Origin of the sequence: Variovorax sp. PBL-E5, from assembly GCF_901827185.1 — a bacterium.
In the GTDB taxonomy this organism is placed as follows: Bacteria; Pseudomonadota; Gammaproteobacteria; order Burkholderiales; family Burkholderiaceae_C; genus Variovorax.
The window spans coordinates 5,073,041-5,094,405 of the sequence record NZ_LR594671.1; the positions used below are offsets into that span (position 1 = coordinate 5,073,041).

Annotated in this window: 15 protein-coding genes; all 15 read right to left on the reverse strand. The window is 69.5% G+C overall.

Going from position 1 to position 21,365, the window contains the following annotated elements; all coding sequences use genetic code 11:
• Positions 1–15: 15 nt before the first annotated feature.
• Positions 16–411, reverse strand: a complete 396-nt coding sequence (locus WDLP6_RS24775; RefSeq protein ID WP_162594491.1) for a DUF4150 domain-containing protein — start codon at positions 409–411, stop codon at positions 16–18.
• Positions 412–425: 14 nt separating this feature from the next.
• Positions 426–1,064, reverse strand: a complete 639-nt coding sequence (locus tag WDLP6_RS24780; RefSeq protein ID WP_162594492.1) for a DUF3540 domain-containing protein — start codon at positions 1,062–1,064, stop codon at positions 426–428.
• A gap of 25 nt (positions 1,065–1,089) precedes the next feature.
• Positions 1,090–2,148 carry a pentapeptide repeat-containing protein gene (locus WDLP6_RS24785; protein ID WP_162594493.1) on the reverse strand — a complete coding sequence of 353 codons (1,059 nt, stop codon included), beginning with the start codon at positions 2,146–2,148 and terminating at the stop codon, positions 1,090–1,092.
• Positions 2,145–4,793 (reverse strand): DUF2169 family type VI secretion system accessory protein, encoded by a 2,649-nt coding sequence (locus WDLP6_RS24790; protein ID WP_162594494.1) that lies wholly within the window; start codon positions 4,791–4,793, stop codon positions 2,145–2,147. Before WDLP6_RS24790 ends, WDLP6_RS24785 begins: the two co-directional genes overlap by 4 nt.
• Before the next feature lie 7 nt (positions 4,794–4,800).
• Positions 4,801–7,170 (reverse strand): type VI secretion system Vgr family protein, encoded by a 2,370-nt coding sequence (locus tag WDLP6_RS24795; protein ID WP_162594495.1) that lies wholly within the window; start codon positions 7,168–7,170, stop codon positions 4,801–4,803.
• Positions 7,171–7,283: 113 nt separating this feature from the next.
• Positions 7,284–10,061 carry a type VI secretion system ATPase TssH gene (tssH, locus tag WDLP6_RS24800; RefSeq protein ID WP_162594496.1) on the reverse strand — a complete coding sequence of 926 codons (2,778 nt, stop codon included), beginning with the start codon at positions 10,059–10,061 and terminating at the stop codon, positions 7,284–7,286.
• 19 nt (positions 10,062–10,080) lie between these two features.
• Positions 10,081–11,190 carry a type VI secretion system baseplate subunit TssG gene (gene tssG, locus WDLP6_RS24805; protein ID WP_232077297.1) on the reverse strand — a complete coding sequence of 370 codons (1,110 nt, stop codon included), beginning with the start codon at positions 11,188–11,190 and terminating at the stop codon, positions 10,081–10,083.
• Positions 11,166–13,052, reverse strand: coding sequence for a type VI secretion system baseplate subunit TssF (tssF, locus tag WDLP6_RS24810; RefSeq protein WP_232077299.1), 1,887 nt, complete (start codon positions 13,050–13,052; stop codon positions 11,166–11,168). The genes tssG and tssF overlap by 25 nt, the downstream gene beginning before the upstream one ends.
• Positions 13,053–13,076: 24 nt before the next feature.
• The gene (gene tssE / locus WDLP6_RS24815; protein WP_162569804.1) at positions 13,077–13,592 is read right to left on the reverse strand and encodes a type VI secretion system baseplate subunit TssE; all 516 of its coding nucleotides are present in this window, start codon (positions 13,590–13,592) and stop codon (positions 13,077–13,079) included.
• On the reverse strand, positions 13,585–14,409 hold the full coding sequence (locus WDLP6_RS24820) for a type VI secretion system accessory protein TagJ (protein ID WP_162594499.1): 825 nt from the start codon (positions 14,407–14,409) through the stop codon (positions 13,585–13,587). Before WDLP6_RS24820 ends, tssE begins: the two co-directional genes overlap by 8 nt.
• Before the next feature lie 19 nt (positions 14,410–14,428).
• Positions 14,429–14,980: a type VI secretion system tube protein Hcp gene (locus WDLP6_RS24825; RefSeq protein WP_162594500.1), complete on the reverse strand. Its 552-nt coding sequence runs from the start codon at positions 14,978–14,980 to the stop codon at positions 14,429–14,431.
• 22 nt (positions 14,981–15,002) lie between these two features.
• Positions 15,003–17,006: a caspase family protein gene (locus WDLP6_RS24830; RefSeq protein WP_162594501.1), complete on the reverse strand. Its 2,004-nt coding sequence runs from the start codon at positions 17,004–17,006 to the stop codon at positions 15,003–15,005.
• Between the two features lie 13 nt (positions 17,007–17,019).
• Positions 17,020–18,129 (reverse strand): hypothetical protein, encoded by a 1,110-nt coding sequence (locus WDLP6_RS24835; protein ID WP_162594502.1) that lies wholly within the window; start codon positions 18,127–18,129, stop codon positions 17,020–17,022.
• Positions 18,130–18,154: 25 nt separating this feature from the next.
• Positions 18,155–18,919 carry a hypothetical protein gene (locus tag WDLP6_RS24840; RefSeq protein WP_162594503.1) on the reverse strand — a complete coding sequence of 255 codons (765 nt, stop codon included), beginning with the start codon at positions 18,917–18,919 and terminating at the stop codon, positions 18,155–18,157.
• 810 nt (positions 18,920–19,729) lie between these two features.
• A complete protein-coding gene (gene mltA, locus WDLP6_RS24845) occupies positions 19,730–21,343 on the reverse strand; it encodes a murein transglycosylase A (RefSeq protein ID WP_162594504.1) in 1,614 nt (537 codons plus the stop codon).
• Positions 21,344–21,365 lie beyond the last annotated feature (22 nt).

The following is a 21,365-nucleotide window of genomic DNA, read 5'->3' on the forward strand; positions in this document are numbered from 1 at the left end:
CGTGCTCCCTGTTGTTCATGGCGCGAGCATCAGGATCTTGACCTGGCTCGGCACCAGCCGGCAGCCCGGCGCATTGGTGCTGTTCTGCAGCGACACGCTGGTCATGCGCGTGGCCGGCATGCCCTTGAGCAGCACGGTGAAGGCGCCGGTGAGATGGCGGCTCGGCCCCATCACCATGCCCGACGCGACGCCGGTCGCGACGCCCGCGTTGTCGCCATTGGTCATCGGGATGGTGGTGCCCATGTTGTGCGCCGGCGCGCCCATGAAGAGGATGGTCGGCACATTGGGCACCGCCGTCGGGCCCATCGCGATGTTGGGATAAGGGATCGGCACCGGGCCCGCGGGACTGGGCGTGAGGCATACGTCGGGGAACGCGAGGTCGGTTCCCATCAATTGGCAGTTGGCAAACATGGCAGTGCTCCCTTCTAGCCGAGATGGATCTGGTCACCGTCCGCCTTGACGAGCTTCGAGGCATTGGCCACCAGATTCTCCGCCTGCAGCTGCATCGTCTGATCGGCACGGTAATCGATCTGGCTGGCGCGCACCTGGTCGATGCCGTGGACCGTGCGCTGGCTCCAGCGCGAGAACTGGATCACGCGTTCGGCAAAGGATTCGATCAGCTCGCCGATGAGCTTGATGCGGCCGAAGGACCAGGTCGCCTCGCGCCCGACACCGGTGAGCTTGCCGACGCAGAGCGCGGCCGCATCCGCCTGCACCGTGAGTTGCTGCCGGCCGACGAAGTGCAGCGCATCGGCGCGCAGCGTCAGCGCACCCTCGGCGACGTCGAGCGTGCCGTGCGCGGGCAGCCGCACGCGCGCCTCGGAGGCCGGATCGCCGCGCTCGAGGATCGCGGTCACGTAGAGCCCCTGTTCGAGATCACCGGCGAACCACACGCGGTCGCCGGCCTGCGGCGCCAGCAGGCAGCTCGCCGCCTGCCTGGCGACCTGCTCGCCCTGTGCCGTGCGCAGCGTGCACAGGCCACCGTGGTCGATCGCCGTCACGGTGCCGACGCCATGCAGGGGCATCGCGCAAAGCTGCATCAGGGGCTCGTCTCGTGTGCTCATTCAATGCTCCATCGTCATCCGGGCGTCATCCGGGCAAAGGCACCGGCCGCCATTGCTCGGCGGCCAGCAATTCGGGTTCGCTTTCCAACGCGCGCGGCCGGTCGGTGTACTGCGCGCCCGGGTCCGTCACCGCATGCAGCTTGGCGCGGAACATCTGCGCGCCGCGCAGGTCGGCCTGGCTCAGGTCGGCATGAGAGAAGTCCGCATAGGTCAGGTCGCAGCCGCTGAGCACCGCACCCGGCAGCACCGCGTTCGCCCAGTTGCTCTGGTAGAGATCGGCCGAGCGGAAGCTCGCCCGCGGCGCACGCGCGCCCGCAAAGATCGCCTGCCTGAGCACCGCATGGTCGAAGCAGGCACCCGACACATCCGCCTCCATGAAGATCGCATTCGGCGCATGCGCCTTCTCGAAGCGCGCCTCGGCCAGCTGCGCGCCCTGGAAATTGGCCTGCGCGATGCGCGCCTGCGAGAAGTCGCAGCCGCGCAGGTCGGCGCCGATGAACTGGGTGTTGACGAAGCTGTGGTGCGCCAGCTTCTTGCCGGCCAGGTTGGACTTGACCAGCACCACGTTGGAGAACGCGGTGCCCTCGAACTTGCAGTGGCGCAGGTCGCATTCGAGCAGCACCGAGCGCTCCAGCGTGGCGGCCGAGAAATCGATCATCGCGGTCGTGCAGCTGGCCATCGTGACCTTTTCCAGCGCGGCATCCTTGAACAGCAGCTTGTCGACCGTGCACTGCGAGAAGGTCACGAAATCGAGCGTGCTGCCCGTCAGCGCCAGGCCCGCGATCGCGCACTGGAAGAAGGAGGCATTGTTCAGCTGCGCGCCCACCATCACGACGCGCTCGAAACGGGTCTCGAAGAAGGTGGTGCCGAAGGCGCGGCAGTCGCCGAGGTCGGTGCGCACGAAGTTGCAGCGCACCAGCTGGCTGGCCGACAGGTCGGCGCCGGCCATGCGGGTGCCCTGGAAGGTGCAGCCGTCGAACAGCGTCGCCGACAGGTCGGCGCCTTCGAAGTCCATGCCCGACAGATCCTGCCCCATCACCGGCTCGGCGTTCTGCACGTGGCGCAAGACCTCGGCGCGGTTCATGACGGGCTCGTGGCACCGGCCGGCGGCCGGTGGCGCGGATAGGTGCGCATGCGGGTGATCAGCGCATCGTCGAAACGCTCGCCGCCGCCGAGGCGCACGCGCGCGAAATCGCTCTGGAACAGATTGGCCCGCCGGTAGTCGGTGGCTTCGAGCCTCGCATGCTGGAACACGGCTTCCTGCAGGTTCGCTGCGCTCAGTTGCGCCTGCTTCAGTCCGGCGCGCACGAAGCGGGCCTGGCGCAGGTCGGCCTGGCGGAAGTCGGCCTGCGCCAGATCGCATTCGCTGAAGTCCGCGCCCTGCAATTGCGCCTGCATGAAGCGCGAGCCCGCGAGCGCCGCGCCGCGAAAGCTGATGTTCGGCAATTGCGCGCCGTCGAAGTCGGTGCCCGTCAGCACGCAGTGCTGCGCGAAGCAGCCGGACGCGATGCGCAAGCCGCGAAAGGACGCGCGCTCGGCACGCACGCTGACGAAGGCGCATTTGGCGAAATGCGCCTGCGAGAAATCGGCGCCGCCCAGTTCGCATTCGACAAAGCTGCATTGCGCGAAGCGCGCGCCGGCAAAGCTGCAGCCGCGCAGGTCGCGGCGAAAGAACAGCAGCATCGCTTCCGAGGTGGCCTCGCCGAAATCGAGCGCCACCATCACGGCCTCGTCGAAGCGCACGCCGTCGAGCTTCGCGCCGCGCAGGCGCACCTCGTGCAGGCGCGACTTCTGGAACCCCGTGCCCACCAGGCTGGCGCCGCCGAAGTCGCATTTCTCGATGCGCGCGGCGCCCAGGTTGGCGCGGTCGAAGCGTGCGCCCTGGCATTGCGTGGACAGCAGCGTCGCATGCGCGAGCACGGCGTCGCAGAGGTTGGCGCCGGCCAGCAGCGTGCCCGTGAGGTTCGCGCTTTCGAGCAGCGCGCCCTGGAAATCGGCGCCCTGCAGGTCGAGGCCCGAGAGGTTCGCGCCGGTCAGGTCCCAGCCCGCGAAGCTGCCCTTGTGCGCATGGTGGGCGCTCACGCGCGCGCGCAATGCGGTCGAGGCCTTGCCGGCCACGCCGTCGGCCGCGTGCTGGTAGTGGGCCATCGCGCGATAGGCCTGCAACTGCTTCTTGTCGCCGTCGTGCCACTGCGCGATCAGCTTCTCGTCGGCCAGCATGTCTTCGAGTTCGCGCACGTCGCCCTTGTGGGCCTTGCCGAGTTCGACGAACTTCCTGAAGTCCTCGACCAGCGCCGCGGCGAAGGGCTTGGGCGGCCCGCGTGTTTCGAGCCCGGCCATCTCGCGCTCGATCGGGCCGAAGTCCTTGTTCTGTTCCACGAAGACTTTCTTCACGTCCGCGAGCATCGCGGCCTTGTCCTTCTCGGCCTGGGCGTTGAGTTCGATGCGCTGGGTTTCCATCTGCGCGCGCAGGCGGATCAGGTCGTCGAGCGTCTTCACTTCGGGCTGCGGCGGTCCCTTCACCGCGGGCGCATGGCCGGCATCGGGGTCGAGCCCGTAGGACGCGACTTCCGCGCGCGCCGCCACGCGCTCGGCTTCGGCGCGGCGCTGGCCGCGGACCAGCGCGCGGTTCTCGATCGGCGTCAGATCGAACAGCGGCACGACGAGGTCGGCCGGCATCAGGTCGTCCTCGCGCAGGGATTCGAGCGCGCCGTTCTCCTTGTCGAGCCGCTTGTCGCGCACCTGCAGATAGTGTGCGGCGGGACGCGGCGCATCGAGATCCTCGATGCCGGCCAGCACATGGACCACGTCGGCGCCGTCGTCCTCGGCAATCTCGTGCATGCCCTGGAAGATCAGGATCGCGCGCTCCGCGTCCGGAAAGCACCACAGCGTGTTGAACCGCATGCGGACTTCCCTGAACTTCTCCTCGCCCGCGCGCCGCTGCGTGACGAACACGCGCGTGCGCAGACCCGGCAGCCGGCCCTGCAACAGCGGCTGCGTGGGATGCAGGTTGTGGAAGGCATAGGCTTCGTCGCCCTTGAAAGGCTCGGCCTGCTGCTGGTCCTCGGGCGCGCTGTTGAAGGTGGTCCAGTCGGCATCCGAGGCCACGGCCGGAAACTCTTCGGTCATCCAGCGCTGGTCGTAGGTGCCGCGCTTGGCCGCGCGCTGCGGCCACATGCCGTCGAGCGGGCCGAAGCCGGCCGGCATGCCAACGGCCTCGCGCGAGTTCAGCGCGAAACGCGGATCCTCGATGCGCGGCAGCAGGCGGATGCGGTGCCCATCGAGTGCGTGGTCTTCCATGCCCATGCCGAGCGGGTTCTCCGGCAGCGCCGGCCCGCCCCACGCATGCGACCAGCCGAGCGGCAGACTGGCGAAGGCCTGCGCGGGCGAGATCGCATTGCCGTCCCAGTAGCGCTCGCCATGCACGATCAATTGCTTGCGCAGCGCGCCCACCTGCGCGGCCACGGCACAGGCCGTGCGGTCCTTGCCATGGGTGTAGGCCGAACCCGAGATCAGGTATTCGCTGCGCACGCGCGGCATGCCTTCTTCCAGCGGCCACTGCGCCTCGGCGCGCGTGGCCCAGAAGGTCCACAGGTCCTTCTCGGTCCACAGCTTGCGCGCCTGGCCCATGGCCACCATCAACAGCGCCGACACGCCCAGCGAGGTGCGGCCGCGGAACTCGAAGCAGCGCGTCACCAGCGAGACGGGAAAGGCCTTGATGACTTTCACGCGCGCCTCACAGGAAGATCTTCAGCGTGTCCATCTCGATGCCGGTCGCGTTGCTGAGCGCTTCGAGCGCCGAGGCCTTCTGCACCGCGGTCGCGCCCACGGTCTCGACGCCGACCACTTCGGTCTTGATGCCGATGGCCGCATTGGTGCAGGCCGTGGCCTCGCCCTTGACGATGTTGGCTTCGAGATTGATGCCCGAGAAGTTGAACTGGAACGCATAGCCGATCTGGTTCTGGCCGCCGATCTGGCCGAGCTGGAAGTCGACGATCTTGGTGCCGCCCGGCGCGATGACGTTGAAGCCGCCGGCCGCGATGAAGGTCATCGGCCCGCCCGAGGTCACGTTGATGGCGGCGCCCACCGTCTGCGTGATGCCCGCGCCGACGGTCTGCGTCACGCCGGCGCCGATGGTTTGCGTGATGCTCGCGCCCACCGTCTCGGTGCGCGAGGCGCCGATGTTGACGGTCTCGCTGGCGCCGACCGTGAGGCTGCGGTTGGCGCCGATGGTCACGCTCTCGCTGCCGCCGACGGTCTCGGTGCGGTCGGCGCCGATCGTGATCTTCTCGTTCGAGCCCACGGTCTCGGTGCGGTTGCTGCCGATGTCGATCTTCTCGTTGACGTCCACCGTCTCGGTGCGGTTGTTCTTGATGTGGCTGGTCTCGTCGTGATCGATGGTCTTCGTGCGGTCATGGCCGACCCAGTGCGTCTCGTCGTTCTCGACCTCGATGTCCTGGTTCTTCTCGGCATGCAGAAAGACCTGCTCCGAGCCCTTCTTGTCGTCGAAGCGGAACTCGTTGCAGTTGGCGGCGCTGCCCTTGGGCGTGGAGCGCGTGCGAAAGCCGCTCTGCGTGTGCGAGTCGAAGGGCTTGGGCTGGTCGTCGTCGTAGAGGCGGCCGATGATGATCGGGCGGTCGGGGTCGCCGTTGAGGAAATCGACGATCACTTCCTGGCCGATGCGCGGGATGAAGTAGCCGCCCCAGCCCTTGCCGGCCCAGGGCTGCGACACGCGCACCCAGCAGGTGGATTTCTCGTTGCTCTCGTCGTAGCGGTCCCAGTGGAAATGCACCTTCACGCGGCCGAAATCGTCGGCATGAATTTCGTCGCCCTTCGGGCCGACCACGATCGCGGTCTGCGGCCCCGGCATGGTGACGCGCGGCGTGAGGCGCGGCGGGCGGAACAGCATGTCGAGCGGCGTCACGGTGAGCAGGAAGGCGCTGGTGCCGGGCATGCCGGTTCGCAGCGCGGGCGTGCTGTCGATCAGCTCGGCGAGCGCGCTGCGCGTGTCGGCGTTCACTGCATCGTCCGCGAGCGCTTCCTTCAGCACGGCGCCGAGCGGCTTTGCCTCTTCCTTGAGGTCGAGGCTCTCGTAGCCGGGGTGCGTGGCGACGAAGGTGCAGGCCGCGATCAGGTAGTCGCCGTCGCGCGTGCCATCGGGATCGCCCGCGAACTTGAAGGCCTTGCCCGCCGCCACGTCGGGCCAGGTGGTCAATGCCCAATGGCGCTGGCGGCGCGCGACCAGTTCGTCCAGGCGCAGCTTGGCGGTGTGGTCGGTGTCGTCGCCGTCGAAGTAGCCGCCCGGGAATTCGAAGGCTTCGAGGTCGGCGAGTTCGTGCGTGTCCGGGTCGCCCTTGTCGGCGCTGAGCTTCTTGCGGATGGCCTTGAAGTCGCTGTCGCGCGAGGCGAACTTGCCAGTGTCGAACTGGTGCGTGCTGACGAAGCGGGTGATCTCGTTGTAGCGGCCCTCGGTGACGCCGCTTTCGACGTGGTGCAGCGTGTCGGCGACGGGCAGCTTGTCGTGCGCGACGTCGCTGGTGTCCGACAGGTGCATGGTGCCGGGCGCGTCGTGGGCGTCGAACCAGTAGTAGATGCCCTCGTCCTCCATCAGCCGCGAGAGAAAGCCGTAGTCGCTCTCGCCATGCTGCACGCAGTAGCGCCGCGGCTTGTGGGTGCCGATGACCTTGTCGGTGCGGGTCTTCTTGAAGCGCTTGATCGGGCTGTCCTCGAACACCGCGTCGAGCACGTCGAGCACCTTCTTCTCCTGCAGGATGCGCGAGTTGGTGCGCCGCGCGAGCAGGCCGAACCAGGATTGCAGCGAGATCTCGTAGCGGAAGTAGCGCCCGACCTCGCCGACGCGCGTGAAGCGCACCGCGTGCCCCTGGCAATGGCGTTCATGCTTGGCGCCGTCGGCATCGAGGAATTCGATCACGACGTCGAAGGCATGGCCGAGGATGTCCTTGTGGGCGAGCTTCTCGTTCTTCGACAGAACGGTCAGGACGTAGAACGAGGGCCTCGACAATGTCTCGTGGCCGATCACGCGCCAGAACATCAGGTCTGGGGCGGCGGGAGAGTCGCTCTGGATCTTGAATTCGTATTCAGCCATTTATCAGGTCCTCTCCCTTGGATGGTCCGCCCTGTGGACGGTGCCGGGCGGCCCATCGATGGGGCAACCACACCCCGCGCAGCAAATCAGCGCGAGACAAGCGACGTGAGACCTCAATCGAAGGCATACGTGAACTCACTCTCCTTGACATCGAGCGCCACACGCCGAATCTCCGCACCCGCAGCCAGCCGTTGCAAGTACTCGACCGAGATCGTAGGCAGCACGGTGTTGGTCAGGATGGCGTCGATCACGCGGCCGCCGGATTCGGGGTCCTGGCAACGCGCGACGACTTGCTCGACCACCGCCTCGCTGTACTCGAAGGGCACGCCGTGGTTGGTCTCGACGCGCTTCTTGATGCGGCCCAGCTGCAGCCGGACGATCTTCTTCATCATGTCGGGCGACAGCGGGTAGTACGGGATGGTGACGATGCGGCCCAGCAGCGCCGGCGGGAATACCTTCATCAGCGGCGCCTTCAGCGCATCGGCCAGCGCGTTCGGCTCGGGCAGCAGCTCGGGGTCGCGGCACATGCTCATCACGAGCTCGCTGCCGGCGTTGGTGGTCAACAGGATGATCGTGTTCTTGAAATCGATCATGCGGCCCTCGCCGTCTTCCATCCAGCCCTTGTCGAAGACCTGGAAGAAGATCTCGTGCACGTCCGGATGCGCCTTCTCGACCTCGTCGAGCAGCACCACCGAATAGGGCCGGCGCCGCACCGCCTCGGTCAGGATGCCGCCCTCGCCGTAGCCCACATAGCCGGGCGGCGCGCCCTTGAGCGTGGAGACGGTGTGCGCCTCCTGGAACTCGCTCATGTTGATGGTGATGATGTTCTGCTCGCCGCCGTACAGCGCCTCGGCCAGCGCGAGCGCGGTCTCGGTCTTGCCGACGCCCGAGGTGCCGCACAGCATGAAGACGCCGATCGGCTTGCTCGGGTTGTCGAGACGCGCGCGCGAGGTCTGGATGCGGCGCGCGATCATCTCCAGCCCGTGCTTCTGGCCGATCACGCGCTGGTTCAGCGTGTCGGCGAGCTTGAGCACGGCCTCGACCTCGTTCTTGACCATGCGGCCGACCGGGATGCCGGTCCAATCGGCGACCACCGAGGCCACGGCCTGCGCATCGACGGAGGGCAGGATCAGCGGTGACTCGCCTTGCACGGTGCTGATCTGGGTCTGCAGCGCATGGAGCTCTTCGAGCAGCGCGGCGCGGTCTGCGCTCCCTCCCCCTTGGGGGGAGGGTTGGGGTGGGGGCACGGCGGCCGCAGGATCGACGTCCGTTGCCATGGATGCGCCGCTGCCCCCACCCCGGCCCTCCCCCGGAGGGGGAGGGGTTGAATCCACCGGCTGGTTGCCTTTGCGCAGTTGCGCGCGCAGTTCGAGCAAGCGATCGACGAGGCCCTTCTCCTCTTTCCACCGTGCATCGAGCACTTCGAGCTGCGCCTTCGATTCGGCCAGCAGCGCCTGCACCTGCGCAGCACGCTTGGTGACGTCGATGCCGATCGTCTCCTCGCGCCCGATGATTTCCTCCTCGACCGTCAGCGCCTCGATGCGCCGCATGCAGTCCTCCACCTCGGGCGGCGTCGCATGCTGCGAGACCGCGACGCGCGCGCACGCGGTGTCGAGCAGACTCACCGCCTTGTCGGGCAGCTGGCGCGCGGGAATATAGCGGTGCGACAGCTTGACCGCGGCCTCGATCGCCTCGTCCATCAGCTGCACGCGGTGGTGCTTCTCGAGCACGCTGGCCACGCCGCGCAGCATCAGGATCGCCTTGGTCTCGTCGGGCTCGGGCACCTGCACGACCTGGAAGCGCCGCGTCAGCGCCGGATCCTTCTCGATGTATTTCTTGTACTCGGCCCAGGTGGTGGCGCCGATGGTGCGCAGGTTGCCGCGCGCGAGCGCGGGCTTCAGAAGGTTGGCCGCATCGCCGGTGCCGGCCGCGCCGCCGGCGCCGACCAGGGTGTGGATCTCGTCGATGAACAGGATGATCGGCGTCGGCGACGACTGCACCTCGTCGATCACCTGCCGCAGCCGCTGCTCGAACTCGCCCTTCATGCTGGCGCCGGCCTGCAGCAAACCGATGTCGAGCGTGAGCAGCTTCACGTCCTTCAACTGCGGCGGCACGTCGCCGCGCGCCAGGCGCTGCGCGAAGCCTTCCACCACCGCGGTCTTGCCGACGCCGGCCTCGCCGGTCAGCAGCGGGTTGTTCTGGCGGCGCCGCATCAGGATGTCGACGATCTGGCGAATCTCTTCGTCGCGACCGGTGACCGGGTCCATCTCGCCCTTCTTCGCCTTCTCCGTGAGGTCGACCGCGAACTTCTTCAACGCATCGCCCTTGCCCATCGCGGCCGGCGCCATCGCGCCCGTGTCCTCGCCCGGTGTGCCTTGCCCCAGGCCGGTGCCGTCCTGCGCGCGCATCTTCGATTCGGGCGAGGCGTCGCAGATCTTGGCGAAGTTGTCGGCCAGATCCTCGACCTTGACCTTCTCGAACTGCTTCGAGAGGCCGAAGAGCGGATTGCGCAGGCTCGGCGTCTTGAGCATGCCGACCAGCAGGTAGCCGGTGCGCACCTGGGCCTCGCCGAACTGCAGCGTGGCATAGGTCCAGCCGCGCTCGATCGCGTTCTCGATGTGCGGCGAGAAGTCGCTGATCGCGGTGGCGCCGCGCGGCAGGCGGTCGAGTGCGGCCGTCATGTCCTTGGCAACGACCGAGATGTCGAGCTGGTAGTGCTGGATCACGCGGTGCAGGTCGGAGTCCTGCGCCTGCAGCAGTTGCGCGACCCAGTGTTCGAGCTCGACGTACGGATTGCCGCGCATCTTGCAGAACACGGTCGCGCCCTCGATGGCCTTGTAGGCCAGCGCATTGAGTTTGCCGAACAGGGCGGTGCGGCTGATTTCACTCATGGGAAGTCTCCGTGTGGTGTCAAGACGAACGAGCGTCCGTGGATGAAAGTGCGACAGCGCGCACAAGGCGCGCATCGCCGTCGATGCGGACGTCGGCTGCGTCGCCGGCCCGTGGCCGTTCGCCGAGCCACGAGATCCAGCCGAGCCGCGGTGCGTTGCCGCCGCGCTGGCGGCCGAGGCGCGTGGGCGGCACCTCGGCCTTCTCCAGCATCAGCTCGGCATCCCAGTAGAGTTCGTCGCCCAGCAGCTGCTGCATCCAGCGTTGCAGCGCGGGGCGTGCGGCGCCGATCGGCAGGAACTCGCGATAGCGTTCGAGCGAGAGCGGCCCGAGGTGCAGCCGCACGCGGTGCTGGCGGTCCCAGGCGCGCCGGCCCAGCATCGCGCCCAGTCCCATTGTGCGCGAGGCCTCGCCACGGCCGAGGCGCGTGAGCTCTTCGGCGGGCAACGGCATCCAGTGGCCGACCCAGGGCTCGAGCCGCACCGGCACGCCGAAGTAGCTGCATAGCACGGCTTCGACACCCTCGGCGTTGTGCACGCGGCGCGCGAGCCAGCCCGAGAAATGCAGGCGCGCATCGTCATGGATCTCGTCGCGCTGCTGGCGCGCTTCGGTGCCGATGCCGACCAGGGCGCCGACATGGCGCCGAAAGCCGTCCTCGCCCGGCCGGTCGAGTCCGACCGCGGGCCGCGATTGCGCCCACGCGCGATAGAAGTAGAGCGCGAAGCGGTGCGAGAAGGTGTCGAGAAAGGCGAGCCAGGTTGGGTCGCCGTGATTGAGGGTGCGTTCGCGGATGAAGTCGCTCAGGTGCACCGGCAGCGGCCCGTTCGGCCCGAGGTAGCCGAAGAACTGCTGGCGCAGGCGCGGCGGCGAATCGGCGGTCGCGGGCTCGAAGCGGCTGAAGCTCGCGGGCGCGAAGGACAGCGAAGGCTCCTGCCCGACGCGCACCGGCTCCGCGCTCGGCAGCAGCGCATGGCCCCAGCGCGGCGAAGCGGCCGCGAGCGACTCGAGCCGGCGCATGACGGCGAAGTAGTCATACGCCCACGGATCGGCCGACCACGCGAGCAGCCGTTCGCCGACACTCTCGGGCCGCGCGGTCGATGGTGGCGCTACAGGATCTGGCGTGTCCCGCACAGCGGCCTCCATCGCATGGTCTCGCCGCGGCCGGAGATCGTGAGCACGGTCTCGACGAAGTGATTGACCTCGACATGCCGCGCGAGGTAGCGCGCCAGCACCGCGCCGAACAGGAAGGCGCTGTGCCCATGGAAGGCGCCGCGGTCCACTTCGAGCGTGACCTCCAGCCCGCGCCCGAACGCGATCGGCCCGGCCAGCGGCAAGCGGCGCGCGACCGGCTTCGCGCGCACCGACAACAGCCCGCGCACCTGGCCCTGGCGCACCTCGTCGGCATGCACGGCGTAGAGCATCAGCATCTCGCGCAGCGCGGCCGCGCCCTGCTGCGGCGTGCTGTCGGCGAGAGAAAGATAGTTGAGCGCGAGATGGTCGATCACGCGCCAGCCCAGTCCCTGGCTCACCACCGGCGACACCGGCCGCGACGGACCGCGCACCATGCGCACGCGCTGCACCGGAAACGCATCGATGCAATCGAAGTCGTTCTCGCGCCCGAGCGGCATCAGCAAGGGCAGGTCGCGGTTGGTGACCAGTGCCGTGACCGCCAGCTGCCGCATCGCGCTCGCATAGGGCGCCTGCTGCGGATCGACGATCTGCAAATAGAGCTCGGAGCCGATGTGGCTGCTGCGATGGCCTTCGGTGCGCTGGCGCACCGACAGCATGCGCGGCTCGCGCGTGGTGGTGAAGTAGGCCGGGTGGCTGTGGCGGCTGCCATGGAAGGCGGCATAGAAAGGCAGGAAGACCTGCTCGGACGCGGCCTCGGCACCGGGGCTGCCGTGGCCCACCACCTCGGTCACGGTGTGCACTTCGAAGTCCTGCGGCCGCGTGCGGTCGGCCAGCAAATGGAACTGGCTCACGCCCTCGGTCACCGCCACGCGGTCGAGCCGCTTGCTGAAGAGATTGACCGCGGGCACGCAGTTCAGCTGGATGTTGTCGGCGCTCACCAGCTTTTCGAGCGCCGCGTCGCCGCGCGAGAAGAGCACGACGATCTCGATGTCGCTCGCCGCCATCGTCGCGAGCACGCGCGCGAGGCCGGTGATGCGCGCGAACTGGAAGCGCTGCGGAAACGCGAAGTACTCCTGCACCAGCCGATGGCCCGAGAAGCCGGTGGCCGTCGCCGGCAGCAGCGCCTCGTCGTCGTCGAAGCCGACCGGCTCGACCACGCTGCCCGGCAGGCTGCGCACCGCGCTGCCGGCCGCGCCGCTGGCCGCGCCGTTGGCGCCCAGCGGCTGCACCAGCACGCCCAGCGGCTTGCCGAGCATGCATTCGTGCAGCTGCCAGGCCACGTCCTCGGCGCCGCCGAAATGGATCAGCAGTTCATCGAGCGGGATCTGGTCGAAGCGCAGCGCCGCCGTGGCACGCAGCGCGATGCGCAGGCCGCCGCGGATCTCGCGCGACTGCGGATGCTGGTTGAGCGGCAGGTCGGGCGCATAGGTGAAGTACTGCGCGCGCTGCACCTCGATCGGCCAGACGCGCAGCGCGCGCGCGGTGCGGAATTCGCAGTGCGTGTTCTGCCCCACCGCCTGCCGCGCGCGCAGGCCGCTGCCGCGCGGCAGCATCGGCCCGCTCGCAAGGCTCGCGTCGTCGGGGTCGGTCGCCATCGACACCACGATCATCGACGGCGTCGGCGCCATGAAGTGCGGATAGACGATGTCCAGCAAGTGGCCGGTGAAGCGCGGGTACTCGGCATCGAGCTTGAGGCCGACGCGCGCCGACAGGAAGGCGGTGGCCTCGATCAGCCGTTCGACATAGGGATCGGCGACTTCCTGGCCCTCGATGCCGAGGCGGTTGGCGATCTTCGGAAACGCACGCGCGAACTCCGACGCGCTTTCGCGAAAGTAACGCAGCTCCTGTTCGTACAGGGTCAACAGGCGCGGGTCCATCGAACGCCCCTATCGCTGTGGCAAGGCCATGTCCTGGATCTCGATGCGGCCCTCTTCGAGGTCGATCCGGCTGCGCATCAGGAATTCGAGCGGCACGGGCTGCGCCCAGAGCATGCCGCGGATCTGCAGGCCGATGCGGTTGTGGGAATCAAGTGCCGAGCCTTCCATGACGAGTTCAACTTCGAGTGTGCGAGGCAGGATGCGGGGCTCGAACTGCAGGATCGCGTTCTTCAAAGCCTGTTCCATGCTGACACGCTGCACGGAGGACGTGAACTGGCCGGACAGCATAGGCAATCCGTAGTTGAGCACCGAGCGCGCCGCATTCGGATAGCGCTTGTCGTCGAAGGCCAGGCCGTAGCCCGTCGCGTTGAAGAGCCACGACAGGTCGCGCAGCACGGCCTGGCGCAGCGCCTGCCGCGTCAGCGTGCGCTTGTCGTCGCTCTCGCGCTTCTCGCCCGGCGCGTTGTCGACCAGGCGATCGAGCAGCGAAGGCTGCAGGCGCTCCTGCGCGGTGAGCTCAGCCATCGCGGCCTTCCGCGGGCGATGCGGCAGCGGCATCGAAGAGGATCTCGCGCACATCCAGCAGCGCGTGCTCGCCGGCATCGCTGCTCCACATGCGCTGGCCGAGGCCGGCCCAGACCTCGGGGCGCAGCTCGCGCCACTCGGTCTTGCGCGCGAGCTGCAGCGCGCCGTCGCCGCTCTTCTCGGTGCCTTCGTAGCGCGCCGGCACCAGCGCCAGCGTCTCGCCGCCGTTCTCGAACTGCAGGTGCGCGGGCAGCCACACGGCGTCGCGCAGATCCTCGGGCGGGTCGAACTTGATGTGCGCCAGGCGCGCGAACGGCACCCAGTAGTAGCGCCCGTTCACGAAGGCTTCGAGCACCGGGCCGAGGCGCATGTCGGCATCGGCCAGCCATTCGAAGGGCTGGCCGTCGAGCGTGCCCGCGCTGCCCGGCGCGGCATCGAAGGCGCGCTGGCGCAGGTCTTCGGCCATCGCGGCCTCGCCGCGGCCCTGGCGCAGCAGCGATTCGATCAGGAGCGCCAGCCACTCGTCGGGCTGGCCGAACACCATCGGCGTGCGCGTGCCGGCGAACACGTCGGCGCGCAATCCTTCGCAACGGATCGCCTCGCCATAGACCTGCTTCATCGGCACCGCGAGCGCATCGAGCTCGGCCGCGACGTTGAGCTGGTTGAGCGCGCGCTCCCATTGCCCGAGCACGCACAGGAGCTGTGCCATGAAGACGCGCAGCTTGCTGTCGCCGGGCTTGGCGCGCACCTCGTCGCTGAGGGCCCTGAGCGCACCCGTGGGATCGGCGGCTTGAAGGAGTTCGGCGGAAAGTGTCATGACGGCCTCTCTTGGTGGTTCACCCGAAGACACAACTGCGGACTGCACCGCGTTGGCCCGTAATTTTTTGAGGTGCCGATCGAATCTCGATCTTCCGGTACGCGAAGCACACGATCTCGCACGCCCGCTTCGGCTTGCCGCCGGTGAGGATCGCGTGCGAATCGACACGCGCGCCCTCGAGCACGAATTCGAGCGTCGGCTGCATGTCCTTGGCGGTGTCGCCGCCGGCCTTGAAGACCGACAGCTGCACCTTGATGTCGCTGTCCTGGTTCTTCATCAGGCTCGCGATCGAGGCCGTGGCCGCGTCGCAGTCGCGGATCACGATCAGCGACTTGTTGCGCACCTTGCCCTTGCTGGCGCCGGGCGGCGTGACGACCTCGGCGAGGTAGGTGTAGCCGGCGATGTCCATGCGCTGCTTGCCGTCCTCGTAGGCGCGCTCGGACTCGCCTTCGACGACCGCGCCCTTGTTCTCGATCAGCATCACGAAGTCGTTGCCGGATTCACCCGACATGTGGTCCAGCAGGCGCAGCGCCTCGTCGGGGTCCAGGGTTCCATCGAGGGTCCAGCTCATGTGCGTCTCCTGAAGAAAAAGATCATTTCGAAAGCGGTGCGTCGGCCGGCCATCCGGGCATCGCGGCATAGACCTGGCGCTGCCGCTCGGGCCGCGGCAGGCCGCGCACGCGCAGGTCGGGCATCGCCTCGGTGGGGCCGACGCCGAACAGACGCGGTGCGCTCCACGGCGCGGCGGGCGCGGCCAGCACGAGCAGGCGGCTGCCGCCGGCGCCGAGCCAGGGCAGCTCGAAGCGTTTGGCAGCGGGCGCGTCCGGCGCGCCGCGCTCGAAGCGATTGGTCTCGCCGTCGTCGCGCGGGAACACCGGATGCAGGCCGCCCTCGGCATCGATGCCGACGATCACCAGGTCGAGCGAACGGCCGCTGGTGTTGCGCACATGGAGCGCCATGCGCTCGCCGGCCGCGGGCGCGGCGATGGGCTCGGCCGACTGCGCCGCGCCGCTGCGCGCGAGGCGCGGGCCGTTCCAGACTTCGAGCACGGCTTCGAAGCCATCGAGCTGGCCGCCCTGCGCGAGCGCATTCAGCCGCAGCAGCCACTTGAGCTGCGCCAGCGCTTCGAGCCGCCGGCGCAGCCCGGGCAGGTCGGCGATCGGCGCGCCGCCGCGCGCCTGCGGGCCGAGCAGCGCGGCCAGCCCGGGCGAGACGACGTCGAGGCGATGGCCGCCGCCGGCGAGTTCGGTCCAGCGCACGTCGGGCTCGCCTTCGCCTTCGCCTTCGCGCACGCGGCGGATCGCGCTCGGGTAGCGCAGCGCCAATCCCTCGGGCAGGCCGCGCGCGGCGGCGACGCGCAGCATCACGGAGGCCGGCTCGTCCTGTGGCGTCAGGCTCCAGTCGACGCTGCCCGGCAGCGCCGCGAGGTCGGCCGGCACATCGAGCTGCGTGCGCCCGGCCTCGACCTGCGCCAGCCGCGCGTCGGCGCTGCGCACGGTGCCGTCGTCGCGGGTCGCGAGCACGCGCACCGCCTGGCCGGCCTCGAGCCCGTCGAGCTGGCCGGCATCGATCGCCAGGCGGTCGCCCGCGCGCTGCGCCGGCCACACGGGCCGCGTCGACAGCGGCGCCAGGCTGTTGGCGAACAGCGCGAGATCGAGATTGCCTTCGGCCACCGGCGAGGGCAGCTCGCGCGTCGGGAAGCGCGCCGCGAGTTCCTCGATCACCGGCGGGTAGAGCGCGAGCACGTCGTTGAAGAGCTCGCGCCAGGTGGCCGGCTGGCGCTGCAGCGCCTCGGCCACGGCCCAGGTCAGGAGGCCCTGCGGGCGCGCCGTGCGGTCCTTGCGCGGCAGCTTCAGTTCGGGCGTGACCTGGTGGCTCTCGGAGGCGAAGAAGGCGACATAGCGCGCACGCGGCATGCCGGTCTCGCCGCTCGGCGCGGCCGGTGCGGGCGCCGCGGCCGCGCCGCGCGCCAGCTGGTCGACGCGGATGCCGCGAAAGCGCACCTCGTCGTCCGGCGGCCCTTCGGCGACCGGCAGCGCATCGCGCAGGCCGCGCGTCATCGAAGTCGCCGAGCAGGTGTCGAACACCGACCAGACGAACACGTCGCGCGCCAGCAAGGCACCGATCCAGGCATCGAAATCGACATCGCGCACGCCGCCCGACAGCACGGCATCGGTGCCGATCGTGCCGCGCACATCGCGCGCCAGGAAGTTCTCGGCCAGGCCGTCGGGCTCCTGGTAGGTCTTGACGACGTTGCGCAGCCGCGTGCCGTGGCCCGAGAAATACAGCAGCACGAAATCGCCGCGGCGCGACTGGGCCACGAGCCGCGCCAGCGCGTCGTGGATGCGCTGCGCGTCGGGCAGCTGCGCGCCGTCGACGCCGTCCGCCAGCACCGTGATGTCGGCCGCCGCGAAGCCGCGCCGGAGCAGCGCCTGGCGCATCAGCAGCACGTCGTTGCGCGGCGCCTGCAGCCACAGTGCGGGCGGCTGGTTCACCAGCTCGGACACACCGACCAGCAGCGCGCGCTGGACCGCGCCCGCGCTCGCCGCCGCGCCCGCCATGAGCAGCAACAACACGAGACGCAGGGTGCGCGACATGGCCATGCGCCGCTCAGGGCGCCCCCACCGATTCGACCAGCGGCGAGGCCGCCAGCAGCGCCTGGCCTTGCGCGACGTCCACCAGGTGCACGCGCCAACGGCCCTGCGCGTCCGGACCGCCGACCACGACGGCGCCCGTCGCGGCCAGCAGTGCGTTGGCCTCGTCGAGGCCGATGCCCTTCTTCCATCGCACGACGAGGTCTGCCGACAGCGGCTCGGCGGGATCGGTCGGCACCGAGCGGAACTGCACATCGTCGGCATCGCCCGCATCCGGCGCGCGCAGCAGCGCGGCGTTCTGCACCACGACCACCAGTGCGAGGACCGCGAGCGCCGGCCGCACCAGCGCATCGGCGGCGAACCAGCGCCGCGTGCGCGTCCACCAGCCTTCGTGGCGCGGCGGCACGACGGCCTGGCTGCGCGGCGCCGGATCGACGGGTGCCGGCACGGCCAGCCGGGCGGCGGCTTCGCGGTACAGGTCCTGGTAGTCGGTGCGCGGATCGGCCTCGCCCAGCGGCGTGCCCGACAGCACGGAAAAGGCGCCGCCCGCGTTGCGCAGCGCGATGCGGCCGGGCTCGGGCGCGATGGCCGGCGCCTGCTGCGCCGCCCATTCGTCGTGCACCGCGCGAACGGCCGCGAGCCGGGTGGCCGAGAGCTCGCCCAGCACGCGCGCGCGCGGCGGCGGCGCCTCCTCGAGGGTGAGCACGTTCCAGGCCTGGACCATGCCGAACATCGGTTCGAAGGGTTCGTCGCCGGGCTCGAGCAGCACGTCGAAGGCGCCCGCCCAATCGGCTTCGCCGGCGGCCATCCAGCCGCGCCAGAAGGCGCCCTGCACGCGGCGGTCCAGCAGCACGCCGAACAGGCGGCCTTCGTGCATCACGCCGACCAGCCGGCCCGGCGCCCAGTGCGCCGCGAAGGCGCGCCGCGCCACGGCCTCGCGGCGGCGCGCCAGCTCGGTCAGCGGCAGCAGCAACAGCGCCTCGAGGTTCGGCCGCGGCGCGGCGGCAGCGCGCGACGGCCGCCATGCCACGCAGGTGTCGCCATGGCCTGGCGCGCCGTCGTCCGCGGCGTCGCGCGCGAACATGCCGCGAATGAGGTTCAGCGGTGGCCAGAGCTCGGGGGTCATGCAGTGTCCTGAAGGAGTGAGGGCTTCAGGCACAAGACGCTTCAGCGCCGAGGATTTTGAAAACCTGCAGGATCGCGCCCATGTTGTCGGCATCGATCGCGATGCCCAGCGTCTGCGTGATCCACCGGCCGAGCGTGGTGCGCGCATAGTCGGCCGGCAGGCCTTCGCGCTTGTGCACGAGGCCGAGCCGGCCGGCGCGGTAGTGGTAGGACGCGATCAGATGGCGCGAGGCGATGCCCGCCAGGCCGCCCTCGGCTTCGCGGCCGAAGCCCTCGCACAGCAGGATGCGCTCGGGCTCGGGCAAGGTGGCGATGAAGGCGCGCGCGGCCGCATGCACCGCGCCCGCGCTGAGGCCGTGTTCCGCGAGCTCGTCGTCCGCGCTGTCCGCGGCGCCGACCTGCGCCTCGAACTGGCTTTCGCTGATCTGGTCGCCGATCGACAGCTTGCGGCGAAAGGCGCTGGCGCGCGTGCAGTCGATCAGGTAGCGGCGGAAGTACGCGCACAGCGCGAAGGCATTCGTCGGCGCGCTGTGCCCGCTGGCCTCGCGCCGCGCCGCATCGTCGGCCTCGTCGGGATCGGCATCGAGGCGCAGCACCTTGACGTAGATGAACTGCGCCACGAGCTCCTGCCGCCCTTCGCCGAGCGCCTGCAGCTCGGGTGGGTTGCAGGTCCGGAGCGCGCCACCGACGATGCGGTACATCGATCCCATCTCCTCGGAGGACAAGCGCTGGCGATGCCGCCAGAGGCGGACGAGCTCGACGCTTTGTTCGGAGGAGAAGACTTCCTGCATGGGGAGGAACGGGCCTACGCGCGCAGGCCTCTTGTTCCCTCTCCCTCTGGGAGAGGGTCAGGGTGAGGGCTTCCGGGCCTTTGAATTGGCGTTGCTTTTGATGTGAGGCCGGAGCCGGGAATTCGCCCCGGCGGGCGACTCACTTTCTTTTGCTTCGCCAAAAGAAAGTAAGCAAAGAAAAGGCGACCCCACTGTGCGCGTCCCTCCGCTTCGCTGCGGGCAACCTGCGGTGCTCGCTTCAGGCGGGGTCCGCGCAAACTCGCTTCGCTCAGACACGCGCGGCCCTGATCCGCCTGAAGCTGCGCTCCTCGGTGCGCACAGGGGGGATTGGGGTCAACGCGCCTTGGCGCGTCCTTGTGTGGGGCGGTGCGGTGCGACGACTGCGTGGATGGGTTCAGCGGATGTGGCCGGAGGCTGTTGCCCGCCGTCGGCTGTTCCCCGGCCGAGCGAAGCGAAGGTCCGAGAAACACACATACGCGCCATGGCGCGTTGACCCTCATCCCCTCTGTGCGCGCCGAGGAGCGCAGCCTTTCGCGGATCAGGGCTCGCGACTGTCTGAGCGAAGCGAGTTTGAGCGAGACCCCGCGAAAGGCGAGCACCGCAGGTTGCCCGCAGCGAAGCGGAGGGACGCGCACAGTGGGGTCGCCTTTTCTTTGCTTACTTTCTTTTGGCGAAGCAAAAGAAAGTGAGTCGCCTGCCGGGGCGAATTCCCGGCTCCGGCCTTTGATCAAATGCAACGCGCAAAGCAAAGGCCCGGCGCCCTCACCCCCGCCCTCTCCCAGAGGGAGAGGGGGCAAGACAGACGGGCAATCAATCGTCGACACAGGAACCCTCTTCAGGGACGAGGCACTGCGGCAAGTCCGCCCCCACCGCCCCACCCCGCGTGCGGATCGACGAGCTCGCCGCCGCCGCCACCGCCAGCCCGCGCGGCAGCAGGATCCACAGCTGTCCGCGTTCCTTCATGCGCCGCGCCTGCGTCGCGGCCTGCTGGCCGTTGCCGAAGAAATAGTCGGCGCGCACCGCGCCGCGGATCGCGCCGCCCGTGTCCTGCGCGATCGTCAGCCGCTGCATCGGCGCACCGCTGCCCGGCGCACGCGTCGAGACGAACACCGGATAACCCAGCGGCGTGCTGCGCGGATCGACCGCGATCGAGCGTCCCGCCGACAGCGGCACCCCGAACGCGCCGACCGGCCCGCCGGCCGCCGTGTCCGCCGATTCCTTGAAGAACACGTAGCTCGGATCCTTGATGCCCGAGCCGATCACCGGTCCCGTCACGCGGCGCCCCGGCACCATCACCGCGCCGCTGGCCACCGGAACCGCCAGCGTGAAGCCGCGCGTGCGGATCACGCTGCTGTCGTTGACCTCGTCGTCGCCGTCGTCGAGCTCCAGCTCGATCGCGCCGCCGCGCGTCTTCACCGGCGAGCGCGCCTTGCCCGACGAGGACTGCGCCAGCGTCGGCCGGAAGGGCTGTCCGTTCTGCTCCGCATAGGCGACGCGGATGATCTCGCCGTTGGCGAGGCGGATGCGGCCCGAGCCCTGGATCTGCATCTCGTACAGCGCGGTCGCGCTGCTCACGAAGGCCAGCACCTTGGCGTTCGGCGCGCCCTTGGTCTCGATCTCCTCGCGCGTGTAGTAGGGCAGCAGCCGCCGGCCGTCGGCGCGCAATCGCACCTTGCGGTCGAGCGTGTCGCGCGTGATGGTCGAGAGATCGAGCGCATAGAGGCCCGGCGCGCCCATGTCGCGCGTGCTCAGCCCGCTCTGGACGACCACGTTGCGCCCCACGATGCGCGCGGCCACGGTGCCGCTGCCCGGCGGCAGCTTGCGCGCATCGGCGAACACCATGTCCTCGGGCTGGCCGTAGACCGGATAGATGAAGGGCGCGGCGTACTGGCGGCTGCCCGCGATCTCGGGTTCGAAGTAGCCGGTGACCACGCCGTCGGGCCGGCGGTCGTCGTCGCGGATCTGGTAGGCCGAGAACTCGCGCTCGAAGAAGTTGCGGATCGCGGGGTTGTTCCTGCCGTCCACCTGCGCGGCGCGCGCGCAGACCTCCTTCCATTCGGTGCCGCGCCCGGTCAGCACCTTGCAGCTGCCGAGGAAGGCCGGCCAGCTTTCGGAGAAATCGTCGCCGCGCCAGCCGGGCACGGTGTCGAAGGGCACCGAGGTGTAGGTCGCCAGCTGGGTCGAGAAGGTGCGCGCCTGCCCGGCCACGCTGGCGCCCAGCGTGCTCGGCCGTTGCGACGGCGTCTCGGGCTCGGGCGCCGCGATGACCACGGGCCGCTGCGGTGCCGGCGCGGGCGCGGGCGCCGCAGTCGTCGATGCCGTGTTCGACGCCGGCATCACGCCGCAGCCGGCGAGCGAGGCCGCAAGGGCCGCGGCGGCCCAGCGCCGTGCAGGCGAAGGGAGGATCGGCGACAGTGGCTTCATGAAGGTCTCCTGGTCGGAAGGG